This window comes from Pusillimonas sp. ANT_WB101, assembly GCF_008369125.1.
Taxonomy (GTDB): domain Bacteria; phylum Pseudomonadota; class Gammaproteobacteria; order Burkholderiales; family Burkholderiaceae_B; genus Allopusillimonas.
This window is the reverse complement of the sequence record NZ_VOAY01000001.1, coordinates 642,041-655,176: the sequence shown is the minus strand read 5'-3', so window position 1 is coordinate 655,176 and position 13,136 is coordinate 642,041. Positions and strand designations below refer to the sequence as shown.

Genomic DNA, 13,136 nt, shown 5'->3' with positions numbered 1-13,136 from the left:
AAGCCCCTGCCTGCCTGTGTGTCAGTCAAGAAATTCAGACAGTAAATCATTAAGAAAACGCCAGCCCAGGTCTGTGGCCTTGAGCTGGATGGGGTCAGCATCAAGTAGACCGCGCTCTATGGCACGCTCCATGGCAGGAGCGATGGCATACAGAGACTGCCCGGTACGCTCGGTAAAGCTGCTGCGTGGAACGCCGTGCTTCAGGCGCAAGGCATTGAGCATAAATTCAAAACCCAGCTCTTTCCATTGCACCTCACGATCCTCGGCGATATGGCTGCCATCGCGCTTTACTGCTTTTTCCATCCAGGACGCAGGGTTTTTCAGCCGAGCCTGGCGAACAATTTTGTCGCGAAATGATAGCTTGCCGTGAGCGCCAGGGCCTATGCCCAGGTAGTCGCCAAATTCCCAGTAATTGACGTTATGGGCACAGTACTCGCCCGGCTTGGCATAGGCTGAGACTTCGTAGCGCTCCCACCCTCCCGCCTGGGTTGCGTCGGTAATAAGCTCCTGCATGGCGGCGCTGGTATCGTCGTCAGGTACCTGCGGCGGGTACTTGGCAAATACGGTATTGGGTTCCAGAGTCAGGTGATACAGCGAAAGATGGCCAGTATCAAATGACATAGCCTTACGCAAGTCGCGCTCGCAGGCCTCTACGGTTTGTCCGGGCAGTGCATACATAATGTCCAGATTCACCCGCGACACCGCCCGTTGCGCGATCTCTATGGCTTCCATGGCTTGCCTGCCATCATGGATACGGCCCAGGGCGACCAGCGCTCTGTCATCAAAGCTTTGTATGCCTAACGAGATGCGATTAATACCACTGCCTGCATACGCAGAGAAACGCTCGGCCTCTACCGTTCCTGGGTTGGCTTCCATGGTAATTTCACTGCCTGGCACCAGGTTCAGATAAGACCGAAACAAAGTCATCATGCGGTCTATCGCACTGGCCGACAACAGGCTGGGCGTGCCCCCGCCTATAAATATCGAGACGACAGGGCGATCCCATACCAGCGGCAGGGCTTGCTCCAGATCAGCCTCCAGGGCTGCCAGATACTGCTCTTCTGGCAGATCACCGCTTTTCTCGTGAGAGTTGAAATCGCAATAGGGGCATTTGCGCACACACCAGGGCACATGCACATATAAAGAGAGCGGCGGAGATACCGCCAGAATCGGACGCCCCTGCGGCCCCGGTATAACGCCGGGCCGGCGGACCTGGTTTTCCATGTTGTCTTACCTTTTTGTTGCGCCAGCGGTATCGGGCTGCAGTGCGCTCAACAAGCGCCGCAAAGCCTGGGCCCGGTGACTGATGGCGTTTTTCTGGGCAGGGGCCAGTTCGGCCACCGTCTTGCCCAAAGAGGGAATAAAAAAATGTGGATCATAGCCAAACCCACTGCTGCCGCGTGGCGCGTCGACAATTTCACCTGCCCAGCGCCCCTCGGCGATGACAGGTGTGGGATCATCGGCCGAACGCAAATAAACCAATACGGCAACATAAAACCCGGAACGATCTGCCTGCCCCTTTAATGCCGAAATCAACTGCTGGTTATTAGCCGCGTCCGATTTTTCGCCCCCATTAAGTGCAGCGTACCGGGCAGAATACACACCCGGCGACCCGCCCAGTGCGTTAACGCAAAGACCTGAATCATCAGCCATGGCTGGCAAACCCGTCTGACGACTGGCATGGCGCGCCTTGGCAAGTGCGTTTTCGACAAAGGTGGCAAAGGGTTCTTCTGCTTCGGACACACCCAGCTGGCCCTGCGGCACCATATCAATGCCTGCCGTACCCAAAATCGCAGAGAACTCACGCAACTTGCCCGCATTATTGGACGCCAGAACAACCTTATGCGACATTGCGACGACCCCCGGTCTTTTTCTTGCCCGGCTTTTTTTCATCGCCAGGTATGCCCTTATCGTGACCAGAAGCTTCTTCACCGTCTGCCAGGTCATTGCCCTGAGCCGCGTCTTTGACCAGCAAGGAAACCAGGTCTTTTGCAAAAACGGGCAAATGATCAAATCGCCTTACACAGATGTGCAATTTACGCAGCGACCAGGTGTCATTAAGAGAAATAACCGCCAGCGGCAATTCTTTTACGTAGCGACGCGCGGCGGTTTCGGGAATGACACCAATACCCACATGTGCTGCAATCATGCGACAGGCGGCTTCAAAATTGCTGACCTCGACCCGAAAGCGCAGCATGCGCCCAAGATCATCAGCTGCCTGCAGCAAAAATGCGTGAATAGCACTGGTTTCTGAAAGCCCGACATAGTCGTAACAGAGCGTGGCGTCAAAATCGACCGCTGCATGACTCGCCAAAGGATGATCGCGATGGGTAACCAGCACCAGCCTGTCGGTACGGTAGGGCAAAAACTCAATGTTTTCGCCACCACCCTCTTGTGCAGTGATGCCAATATCGGCGCTGCCATCAGCTACGGCCTTAACCACCTGATAACTGAGGCGCTCGCGCAACTCTACATTGACATCTTGGTGGCTACCCAGATAGGCTGCCAAAATGGCAGGCATGAATTCATTCATTGCCGTGGTGTTGGCGTATACACGTATGCGCCCTTTAACACCGCTGGCATACTCGCGGATATCACCGCGCAGGTGTTCAAGCTGGCGCAACACAATACGCGCATGCCGCACAAACGCCTCACCCGATGGCGTCAGCGTAACCCCCTGGCTGCTGCGATACAGTAACGCCGTACCCAGCTGGCTTTCAAGATTCTTAACGCGGTTACTGGCCGCGGGCAGCGAAAGAAAAGAGCGTTCAGCCCCTTTTGTCATGCTCTGCGCCCCGGCCACATTTACCATCAGCTGCATGTCTATCAGGTCAAAATGCATGGTTATATTGTTGTCACTTAAGAAATTACAAACGCTGGCTTAAGAAAGCAATAATTGGCAAGCGGCGGCGCTTAAGGCAAAGTAGGCATCACACTATTGTAATTACCTCGGAATTTACCCACCATGACCCACGTCCAGCACGATTACCAGGATATCCGCGACGCAATTCGCGATCTTTGCGCGCAGTTTCCGCCAGAGTATTTTCGAAAAATCGATGAGGAACGAGGCTATCCGGACGAATTTGTTCGCACTCTGACCGAAGCTGGCTGGCTTGCTGCCCTTATACCCGAAGAATACGGCGGCTCGGGCCTGAGCCTCACGGCAGCATCGGTCATTATGGAAGAAATCAATCGTAATGGCGGTAACTCGGGCGTTTGCCACGGGCAAATGTATAACATGGGTACGCTGCTGCGCCACGGCTCAAAAGAACAAAAAGATAAATACCTGCCGCGTATTGCCTCAGGTGAATTGCGCCTGCAGTCTATGGGGGTTACCGAACCGACCACCGGCACCGATACTACAAAAATCAAGACAACTGCCGTACGCAAAGGTGACCGCTACGTTATTAACGGCCAGAAAGTGTGGATATCACGCATACAGCATTCTGACCTCATGATACTCCTTGCCCGTACAACGCCACTCGACCAGGTCAAGCGAAAAGCAGACGGCATGTCTATTTTTCTGGTTGACCTGCACACTGCCATCGGCAACGGTATGGATGTGCGCCCCATTCCCAACATGGTCAACCATGAAACCAACGAGCTGTTTTTTGAAAACCTCGAGATACCTGCCGAAAATCTGATCGGTGAGGAGGGCAAAGGGTTTAGGTATATTCTGGACGGCCTGAATGCAGAGCGCTCACTGATTGCCGCCGAGTGCATTGGCGACGGGCACTGGTTCATCGACAAGGTAACCGCATACGCCAAAGAACGCATCGTGTTTGGACGCCCTATCGGGCAAAACCAGGGTGTGCAGTTTCCGATTGCAAAGGCTCACATCAACATCGAGGCGGCCAGCCTCATGCGTTATGAAGCCTGCCGACTGTTTGATGCTCACCAGCCTTGTGGTGCCCAGGCCAATATGGCCAAAATGCTGGCTGCTGACGCGTCATGGGAAGCTGCAAACGCCTGTCTGCAATTTCATGGCGGTTTTGGCTTTGCCAACGAATACGACATTGAGCGCAAATTTCGCGAAACCCGACTCTATCAGGTTGCCCCTATCTCTACCAATCTGATCTTGTCTTACGTAGCCGAACACGTTCTCGGCCTGCCACGTTCCTTTTAATTGAACTGACGACTATGACCATGAGCCATCCAAGCGCCGAACTGGCCTCTTTTGCATCTGGCCTCACCTTTGAGGACATCCCGTCAGCCGTTCTTCGCCGCGCCGAAGATTTGATGCTGGACTGCCTGGCTTCAGAGCTGGCCGGTTCCAGTGCACGTCCCGTGCAGAGTATTGCGCGCTTTGCCGAGACCATGGGCCCTACCAGCGGCCCCTCTGAAAACCTGGTTACGCGCAAAACGACCAGCCCAATGTTTGCAGCCATGGTCAATGCCGCTGCTTCCCACATGGTGGAACAAGACGACGTCCATAACGGCTCGGTCTTTCATCCGGCCGCCGTGGTCTTCCCGCCGGCCATCGCCACCGCTCAGGCCTTGGGCCGCACCGGAAAAGACCTGCTGGTCGCCTGCGTTGTCGGCTATGAAGTTGGCATTCGCGTCGGCGAGTTTCTTGGTCGCTCGCACTATAAAATTTTTCACACTACCGGCACAGCGGGCGCACTGGCTTCGGCCGCAGCCGTTGGCCGCTTGTTGAACCTAAACGCCGAGCAGATGCTGCACGCCTTTGGCTCTGCCGGCACACAAGCCGCTGGTTTGTGGGAATTTTTACGTGATGCCGCCGACTCCAAGCAGCTGCATACGGCCAACGCAGCAGGCAACGGCCTGCTTGCCGCCTATCTTGCCCAAGACGGTTTTACCGGTGCACAGCGCATACTCGAAGGCGTACAAGGCATGGGCGCAGGCATGTCTACTGACGCAGACCCGGCCCGCCTGACTGACAGGCTGGGAACCCGCTGGGCGCTTCCAGAAACGTCATTCAAGTTCCACGCATCCTGCCGTCATACGCACCCAGCCGCCGACGCCCTGCTCACGCTCATGCAGACGCACTCCCTAAAGGCTGACGACATCGAATCAGTCGTCGCCCAGGTTCACCAAGGCGCCATTGACGTACTCGGGCCGGTCACCGACCCACAGACCGTACATCAGTCCAAGTTTTCCATGGGTACCGTGCTGGCACTCATCGCACTAAATGGCCGCGCCGGGCTGGCAGAGTTCGACGCCGCCCTCGACAACGCTGAGGTACGTCAGTTTTGCCAGCGCGTCACGATGGAGCTGGACGAAGAAGTCGATACGGCTTATCCAAACCGCTGGATCGGAAAGGTGACAGTACGTACCCGTGATGGCCAGACGCTAAACGGACGTGTCGATGAGCCCAAAGGCGACCCAGGAAACACGCTTTCGCGTGCAGAACTGGAAGACAAGGCCTTGCGCCTCGGTACATACCGCAATGCAGCGTCAGCCGACGAAGTGCGCGACCTGATCACCAAGGTATGGGGATTGGAGTCCACGCCATTGGTCGGTCGATTTATCGGCTAAGAAAGGTCTGGATAAGTCGGGTTTTAGCTGAGCCTGGTGACGTAAACAATTGATCTTATTGAGTCTGATTTTTCAACTTCGGACTTGTTCAAAGCTTTCGTGAGTACTTGGCGTATACATAGCTTTGAATTAATGAAGGCCGGGCAGGCTCCCCTACCTGCCCGGCGTTTGTTAACTGAGCACTCGGCGTACACATGCCTTTGAACTGATGAGGGTCGGGCAGGCCGAGTTCACCCGCCCAGTCTTTGTCATGCAGACAAAGCGAATGACGCCCCGGCACCATGCATTATGCAAGTGCCTGCTTCTGCATCTGTATCAACTCGGCAATACCTGCCTGAGCCAAATCGAGCAGTACGCCCAACTCCTGGCGCGCAAACGTTTGCCCTTCGGCTGTACCCTGCACCTCAACAAAATGGCCTGTGCCGGTCATGACAATATTCATGTCGGCACCGCAGCCTGAATCTTCGATGTAATCCAGATCAAGCACGGGTTGCCCCTCAAACAACCCCACAGACACGGCCGCGACATGGTCGCGCACCGGGCTGGACTGCAACAGACCGCGCTCGACTAGCCCGCGCGCCGCGATGGCGGCGGCCACCCATGCGCCAGTAATACTTGCACAGCGAGTGCCCCCATCAGCCTGGATAACGTCACAGTCGAGATGAATCGTGCGTTCGCCTAATGCATCGAGATCAAACACAGCGCGCAGGCTGCGGCCGATCAGGCGCTGAATCTCTTGTGTACGCCCGCTTTGCTTGCCTCGTGCTGCCTCACGGTCTGAACGTGTATGCGTGGAGCGTGGCAGCATGCCGTATTCGGCGGTAACCCAGCCCCGGCCTTTGCCTTTCATAAAAGGTGGCACTTTCTCAAGCACACTGGCATTGCACAAAACATGCGTTTCGCCGGCCTTGATGAGCACTGAGCCTTCGGCATATAGGGTGTAGCCGGTTTCAATGACGACGGGACGAAGCTGCCCCTGCTGGCGTCCCGAAGGACGGGTAATGTCTGAAGCCGGTGAAGTTGAAAGACTGGTCAAGAAAACGCCTCTTTATAAATGAGTTCGGAAACGGATCCATTTTCGCATGCCCGGCAAACCTGTACCTTACAATGGGGTCTTACGTCACAAACATAGGTTTCCGCGCATGATCCGCAGTATGACTTCGTTCGGCAGCGCACGCGCCGAATCAGCCCAAGGCAGCGTCACCATAGAATTTCGCAGCGTCAACAGCCGCTTTCTTGATATTCATTTCAGGTTGCCTGAAGACTTGCGCATGGCCGAAGGCTTAATTCGCGAATCGCTTGCACGTCACGTCAAGCGAGGCAAAGTCGAAGTCCGGCTCAACTACGCACGCACCGCAGCCAGCACCGACGCCGCACTGGACGAAACACTGCTTGCCAGCGCCGCCAGCCAACTTGCCGTAGCACGTCGCCTTATTCCCGATGTTCCGGCACCTACGCTTGCCGAACTTATTTCTGCAGCGCGTGGCGCAGGCAATACCGAAGCCTTTGATATTGACACCTGGATGGCCATGTGTCAGCAAGCCACCGAGCAGGCGCTGGTCGAGATGCAGGCTGCACGCGAGCGCGAAGGCCAGCGCCTGGCCAGCGTCATGCTAGACTGCGCCGCCACCTGCAGCACCATTGTTGAGCAAGTCGAAACCGAATTGCCCACTATTCTTGCCGAGCATAAAAACAGGCTCACCGACAAGCTTCGCGATGCCCTGGCGTCCGTCAGCCCCGACGGTTTTGAGCGCATCAGTGGCGAAGAACTAAGCGCTCGCATTGCACAAGAAGCTGCGCTATTTTCCATGCGCATTGATGTGGCCGAAGAGCTTTCACGTCTGCGCTCACATATCACTGAACTGAAACACTTGCTGAAAACTGGAGAAACCGCTGCCGAGGGGGCCCGCAAAAACAGCGGCAGCGCCGGCAAACGTCTTGACTTTCTGTTCCAGGAAATGAACCGCGAAGCCAACACCCTGGGTTCAAAAGCCTCAGCGCTTAACGTTACCCGGGCCGCCATCGATCTCAAACTTCAAATCGAACAGATGCGCGAGCAAGCGCAAAATATCGAATGACCTCTGAGCTAACTACGCCACAGTCACCGCCAACCGCCCTCTTCGTGCTTGGTCACGCCGGAACAGGCAAGACGACGCTCACCAACAGCTTTGTGCAGCACCAGCGTCAGATAGGCCGTGCCTGGTGCGTGCTCGATAAAGATGCGGTCAGCGAGTGCTGGTCGGGCCCGTTATTGCAGGCACTGGGCTTTGACCCCCATGATCGCGACAGCCCGGGCTTCAAAAAACACGTACGTGACTTGGGCTATGAGAGCACGCTGCGCATTGCGCGCGACCAGCTCGAACTTGGCATGGACGTTGTACTGCCCGGGCCATGGAATCGCGAGCTGGCTTCTGGTGCGCTGTTTTCGGCATCAGCCCTGGGCTTGCCCACACAAACGATTTTGCGCCATGTGTGGCTAGACCTGCCACTACCCGTGCGTTATGAACGTATAGTGCAGCGCGCCGACCCGCGCGATCAATGGAAGCTGGAAAACTGGAACGCGTATTCCGACGCGCTGCGCCAGCCTGAAGCAGTACTTGACGGCAGGGTAACTACGCTGGACGCCAGCCTGTCGCTGGACACATTACGCGGCACACTTGAAGAGCTTTTAATTCCGTCTCCAGCCTGAGGATACTACGGGCCCCCATCACAACATGTCGGCCCGTCGTTCCACGATAACTGTCGTTGTCGAACCTTGTGCGTCGGGCACAAAAATGGGTTCTTCTTCTTCAAGTATCCACTCACGCCATATGGCCACCAGCAGTGCCATGAGGACCGGCCCAACAAACAGCCCAACCAGCCCCATAGTCTGGACGCCGCCGACCAGACCAAAAAACGTGGGCAGAAATGGTAGTTTAACGGGGCCACCCACCAATTTTGGCCTGAGCGTTTTGTCGACGATGAACAGCTCTACCGTGCCCCACAAAAACAGGCCCAAACCCGCCATGGCGTGCCCTGAGCCCACTAAATAAAGCGATACGATAGAAAACGAAAGCGGAGCGCCCCCAGGCACAAGCGCCATAAACCCGGTTACCACGCCCAGCAGCACAGGAGATGGAACGCCGGCGATCCAATATGCCGTACCAAGCACCACCCCTTCGCCCAGAGCGATCAAGCCCATGCCGGTTACCGTGGAGTTGATGGTGGCAGGTACAACCCTTGAGAATCGCTGCCAGCGAGCAGGCAGAATGCGCTCGCCCACCACGTCGAGCTGCGCAAGAATGTGGGCACCGTCTTTATAAACAAAAAACAGGGTGATCAGCATGAACAGCACGGTTAACACAAGGCGGAATACATCGCCGGTGGCCGCAAGCAACATGCGGTAGATGTTGCCAAGATGCTCACCACTAACGATCTCAACCATTTCTCCCAGCGCATGGGGCTGGCCCAGATAGGTTTCCCACTGTCGGGCCAGGTAATCACCCACCAAGGGCAGTGCCAGTATCCATTCGGGTGTGGACGCGCCTTCACGGTTGGCGGTAAGCGCCCAGCCGATAAAGCTGCTGGCTTCTTGAATGGCATAGGTCAGCGCCAGTGAAAGCGGTACTACAAGCACGGTTATCACGACGAGCAAGGCTATGGTCGCGGCAATGGGTTCAGACCCGCCGCAACGGCGAAGCAAACGACGGTATTGCGGCCAGCTCGCCATCGCAATGATGACTGCTGCCAGTGCGGGCACCAAAAAGCCACGCAAAAAATAGAGTCCGACCAGCACAACTAGCACAAGCAGCCAGCGGGCAATCAGATGGGCAGGCAAAACAGGATGCATAACAATGAGTGTCAACAGGTTCGGATGAGGCCAGCCAAAAAAGGCGGGTTTTCGACAATAACACGGATCGAGCCAACGACCGTAGGGTTAATGCCGGAACAGTCCCGATTTGAGAAGCCATAACAAACTACTGTGACTTCATCCAGCAAAAACCACGTTTGCATCGAGCATTTATAAAAGAGTTCAAAAAAAATTTAGGTAAATGATGTAACTTCATAATATAAATGCGTTTTCTTTGATATCATCATTCCCATCAAGAACCGTTTTCGACGCTGCCATGCCAATCAAGAAACCTATTTTTCGCCGCTTTCTACCTTTTGCGCTGGCCCCGCTATGCATGGCCTTTGCCATCGGCATAACTGCACAAGCCAAAAATGGCGAAGACGCCAGTGTGCAGCTCAAGGCCGACCTGCATAAACCCCACGTCGTCCATCGTCAAAATTTGCGCCCTATCGTTTATGAGGGTTCAGTCTCTGTTGTGCGAGCAAGCCTGCAAACTGAACAAAACGATGTCATTATCCGTCGGCCTGCCCATGCTAATGAAAGCCAGTCGTCCGCGCTGAAAGCCGCGCTGCGCTCCGAAGTGGCGTTTGTGCAAGACCTCGAAAGCGCTTCCGTGCTGTACGACAAAAACAGCGATGAAGTACGCCCTATTGCGTCAATTTCAAAACTGATGACTGCGCTCGTGGTTGCAGAGGCCGGGCAGCCCATGGATGAAATACTGCAGATCGCTGATGCCGATGTTGACCGGCTGCGCAATTCTCGCTCGCGTCTGCGAGTCGGCACTGAGCTCAGTCGGGCCGATATGATGCACCTCGCGCTCATGTCGTCCGAAAACCGGGCCGCCCATGCGCTGGGCCGTTATTACCCAGGCGGCATGCCCGCATTTGTACGTGCCATGAACGACAAGGCTCGCGCACTGGGTATGCGCAGCACATACTTCGTCGAACCCACAGGCCTTTCAAGTGACAATGTTTCATCACCCCGCGATCTGGTCAAGCTTCTGAAGGCTGTCAATCACCAGCCCATTATTCATCGCTACACCACCGATGACCAGTATCAAGTGGCAGTGGGCAAAGGCCGAACGCTCGTCTATAACAATACCAACCGACTGGTCAAAAACTCTGACTGGAACATCCGCATATCAAAAACAGGCTTTATTAATGAAGCTGGCGAGTGTCTGGTTATGCTTACGCGCATCGACAACCGCGACGTCGCCATCGTGCTGCTGAACTCTTCGGGCCATTACTCACGCATCGGTGACGCCGTGCGCATCCGCAATCTGGTTGAAAACAATGGCGGGCACACCGTGGCCATGCTTTAAAGCGCCACCCCAGCATGTGTATCGCTTACCTGGCCATTGGCACTCACCCTGACTGGCCCTTATTTATCGCTGCCAACCGCGATGAATTTCATCATCGCCCCACAGTGCCGGCACGCCCTGACACACTGGGGCCTGGCATTATTGCGGGCATTGATCTGCAGGGGCAAGGTAGCTGGCTGGGCATGACAAAACAAGGTCGGTACGCGCTTATTACCAATTATCGTGATCCAGCGCGTCTAATACCTGATGCCCCAACACGGGGCCAGCTCGTCAGCCGGTTTTTACAAAGCGACATGACACCGCAGGCTTACGCGGGGCAAGTACAGCGCGGTAGCCAGGCCTACAACGGGTTTAATCTTATCGTCGGAGATCTTCACGACGCGCGCTATGTCGGCAACCGCACAGGGCAGGCACAACCCGTCAGCCTTGAGCCTGGACGCTATGTGCTGTCCAACCACTTGCTGGATACCCCGTGGCCCAAGGCGCAACGGTTGCGTAACGCGCTCGATGCATTCCCGGTAAACATGCTTGAGCGTTCGTTAACCGAGGTGTTCGAAATACTTCAAGACGAGACGACAGCGCGCGACGACATGCTACCCCGCACCGGACTTAGCCTCGAACGCGAACGCCTGCTAAGCAGCCCCTTTATTGTGAGCGCCGAATACGGCACAAGATGCTCTACCGTTATTGCCGTGCATGCCAGCGGTCAGGCGCTATTTAGTGAGGTCAGCTACACACCTGCCGGCACTATTGCACGGCGCCACGACTGGCCCTGTGACATCTGCCCACAAGAAACCAGCGACCACCAGGTAGCCAGCTCCACCCACAATTAGTTGCCATGCATTAGCACAGCCAGGGTTAATAGCACACCATGTCACTTGGACGACGTTTGACGGACATTTGAATCATGGCGTTGATGCCATGGATAGGTACAATTAAAAATGCCTGGGGCCGCCTGCAACGCAGTCATGGGTGCTGCAATGCTTAAAAACAGCAGTGCCCACCCACGCCAGGCCTGATGTCTACTTACGGAGAATGAAATGCTCAAGACACGCACTAGAAATCACGCCCTTTCAAAAGCAGCGGCAAGCCTGTGCCTGGTCATTGGCGCGCTCGCCTCCACTGCAGCCTGGGCGCAATTGCCCCCGACACAAACCCAGAACGGCGTTGAATACGTAAGTGGCGGCATAGGCAAAGAAGAGTCTGATGCCTTTAAGGCCGCACAGTCGCAGTACCCACTGGCGCTAACTTTTGCCAGCCAGGCTCAAGGCAGCCCGGCTGTCGCCTATGCAGGCAATGTCCAGGTAGTCGTGCGGGACGAGCATGACGCCAATGTGCTTAACGTCACGTCTCCTGGCCCACTTTTTCTGGCCCGATTGTCGCCAGGCAAGTACAAGGTATTTGCGACCTATGAGGGCGAAACACAGTCAAAACAGATAACCATTGCCTCTGAAGGCAGTGTAGACATCAGGTTTCTGTGGAAGCGCCCCGCCTCAGGCGCAGATTGATTCCCCCACTGCCCAGCGTAGCTGTGGGGCCCAAGTCTGCATACTACTTGTTGCCCCGGCCTGAAGGCCGAGGACTCTTGTGGTGTTCAGAAGCAGTAGTTAATGCACTGTTTTACGAACGGGCCGGCCCTGCTCGGGTGCCGTCAGTTTTTGCTGCAGCATGCCCAGGGCCTCTTCCCAACTACGCAATGGCACACACGTTTGCAGCCGCATCACTGCCTGACTAATCAGTGCCTCGTGCAGTTCGTGCCCCACGCCTGAAGCCACATCAAGCGTGGCATCGCCTTTAAGCTGACCCAACCGGGTCAAGGTTGCTTCTACCTCATCGGCAGAAACCTGCTGGTCATCTGCGCCATGAAAAAAATGCAGCATGGTAGTGGGTGGTACTTTGTCAGGCATTCGAGCATACAGCCCCGAAAAAGCCAACACGCGACCCGCCAACCCCGAATGGGCGTGGGCGGCCTCAAGGGCTACAGAAGCGCCTTGCGAAAACCCCGCCAGTGCTGTGTGCTCTCCAGTCAGGCCGTAGCTTTGCTGAAGTGCGGCGATCTGCCCGATAAGCGTGGGCAACACCTGAGCGACATGAGCCGCGTAATTGCCCACATCGATTTCTTGCGGCTTGATCCAGTAATACGTGGAAGCCTCATCTGCAGATTGCGTATCAGCACCATGCGAGTCTGCCGACCACTTCTCTCTGGCATAGGGCAGCACAATCATCGCTGCCGGAAACGCTTTCCCTATAGCCTCAGCCAACGGGAAAAGCTGTCGGGGGTTGGCAGATTCACCATGTAACAGAACAAAAAGCAGTTGTGGTTTCTGGTTGCGGGGCATAAAAACAAAAGGCTCGGGTACACCGGGCTTCGCAGCCGTTGCCATATACATCTCCTTGTACAGCCTGCTTCAGATGGCTTTAAAGAATAGAAGCAGGGTGTTTAATGAAAATTGTACGCCAGAAACAATGAAATCTCCCGCAGCT

13 protein-coding genes are annotated in these 13,136 nt (G+C 55.6%); 7 read left to right on the top strand and 6 right to left on the bottom strand.

Annotation, left to right across the window (positions count from 1 at the left end; genetic code table 11):
• Positions 1-21 precede the first annotated feature (21 nt).
• From hemW to FQ179_RS03145, 3 genes are read right to left on the bottom strand one after another with little or no spacing between them, the layout of a single operon-like run.
• Positions 22-1,224, bottom strand: a complete 1,203-nt coding sequence (gene hemW / locus FQ179_RS03155) for a radical SAM family heme chaperone HemW (RefSeq protein WP_149395816.1) — start codon at positions 1,222-1,224, stop codon at positions 22-24.
• Between the two features lie 6 nt (positions 1,225-1,230).
• Positions 1,231-1,851, bottom strand: a complete 621-nt coding sequence (gene rdgB, locus FQ179_RS03150; RefSeq protein WP_370459829.1) for an RdgB/HAM1 family non-canonical purine NTP pyrophosphatase — start codon at positions 1,849-1,851, stop codon at positions 1,231-1,233.
• Positions 1,841-2,848 (bottom strand): LysR family transcriptional regulator, encoded by a 1,008-nt coding sequence (locus FQ179_RS03145; RefSeq protein ID WP_149395814.1) that lies wholly within the window; start codon positions 2,846-2,848, stop codon positions 1,841-1,843. Before FQ179_RS03145 ends, rdgB begins: the two co-directional genes overlap by 11 nt.
• 117 nt (positions 2,849-2,965) lie before the next feature.
• Here FQ179_RS03145 and FQ179_RS03140 point away from each other — a divergent pair, with 117 nt between their 5' ends.
• Both FQ179_RS03140 and FQ179_RS03135 read left to right on the top strand, forming a co-directional pair.
• Positions 2,966-4,126, top strand: a complete 1,161-nt coding sequence (locus FQ179_RS03140) for an acyl-CoA dehydrogenase family protein (RefSeq protein WP_149395813.1) — start codon at positions 2,966-2,968, stop codon at positions 4,124-4,126.
• Between the two features lie 20 nt (positions 4,127-4,146).
• Positions 4,147-5,499 carry an MmgE/PrpD family protein gene (locus FQ179_RS03135; RefSeq protein ID WP_149395812.1) on the top strand — a complete coding sequence of 451 codons (1,353 nt, stop codon included), beginning with the start codon at positions 4,147-4,149 and terminating at the stop codon, positions 5,497-5,499.
• A 286-nt stretch (positions 5,500-5,785) separates the two neighbouring features.
• On the opposite strand, the gene rph is transcribed toward FQ179_RS03135, so the two are convergent.
• The gene (gene rph / locus FQ179_RS03130; protein WP_149395811.1) at positions 5,786-6,535 is read right to left on the bottom strand and encodes a ribonuclease PH; all 750 of its coding nucleotides are present in this window, start codon (positions 6,533-6,535) and stop codon (positions 5,786-5,788) included.
• 106 nt (positions 6,536-6,641) lie between these two features.
• Between rph and FQ179_RS03125 the strand changes: the two genes are divergently transcribed.
• The gene (locus FQ179_RS03125; RefSeq protein ID WP_149395810.1) at positions 6,642-7,577 is read left to right on the top strand and encodes a YicC/YloC family endoribonuclease; all 936 of its coding nucleotides are present in this window, start codon (positions 6,642-6,644) and stop codon (positions 7,575-7,577) included.
• The gene (locus tag FQ179_RS03120; RefSeq protein ID WP_149395809.1) at positions 7,574-8,188 is read left to right on the top strand and encodes an AAA family ATPase; all 615 of its coding nucleotides are present in this window, start codon (positions 7,574-7,576) and stop codon (positions 8,186-8,188) included. Before FQ179_RS03125 ends, FQ179_RS03120 begins: the two co-directional genes overlap by 4 nt.
• Positions 8,189-8,206: 18 nt before the next feature.
• Here the strand turns inward: FQ179_RS03120 and FQ179_RS03115 are convergent, their stop codons facing one another.
• The gene (locus FQ179_RS03115; RefSeq protein ID WP_149396881.1) at positions 8,207-9,328 is read right to left on the bottom strand and encodes an AI-2E family transporter; all 1,122 of its coding nucleotides are present in this window, start codon (positions 9,326-9,328) and stop codon (positions 8,207-8,209) included.
• 277 nt (positions 9,329-9,605) lie between these two features.
• Here FQ179_RS03115 and pbpG point away from each other — a divergent pair, with 277 nt between their 5' ends.
• The 3 genes from pbpG to FQ179_RS03100 all read left to right on the top strand — a co-directional run bounded on the left by pbpG (position 9,606) and on the right by FQ179_RS03100 (position 12,160).
• A complete protein-coding gene (gene pbpG, locus FQ179_RS03110; protein ID WP_149395808.1) occupies positions 9,606-10,652 on the top strand; it encodes a D-alanyl-D-alanine endopeptidase in 1,047 nt (348 codons plus the stop codon).
• A gap of 14 nt (positions 10,653-10,666) precedes the next feature.
• Positions 10,667-11,485 (top strand): NRDE family protein, encoded by an 819-nt coding sequence (locus tag FQ179_RS03105; protein WP_149395807.1) that lies wholly within the window; start codon positions 10,667-10,669, stop codon positions 11,483-11,485.
• A 207-nt stretch (positions 11,486-11,692) separates the two neighbouring features.
• Positions 11,693-12,160 (top strand): carboxypeptidase regulatory-like domain-containing protein, encoded by a 468-nt coding sequence (locus FQ179_RS03100; RefSeq protein ID WP_149395806.1) that lies wholly within the window; start codon positions 11,693-11,695, stop codon positions 12,158-12,160.
• A 99-nt stretch (positions 12,161-12,259) separates the two neighbouring features.
• Here the strand turns inward: FQ179_RS03100 and ypfH are convergent, their stop codons facing one another.
• Complete coding sequence (gene ypfH / locus FQ179_RS03095) at positions 12,260-13,036, bottom strand: esterase (RefSeq protein ID WP_255474811.1); 777 nt, start codon at positions 13,034-13,036, stop codon at positions 12,260-12,262.
• Positions 13,037-13,136 lie beyond the last annotated feature (100 nt).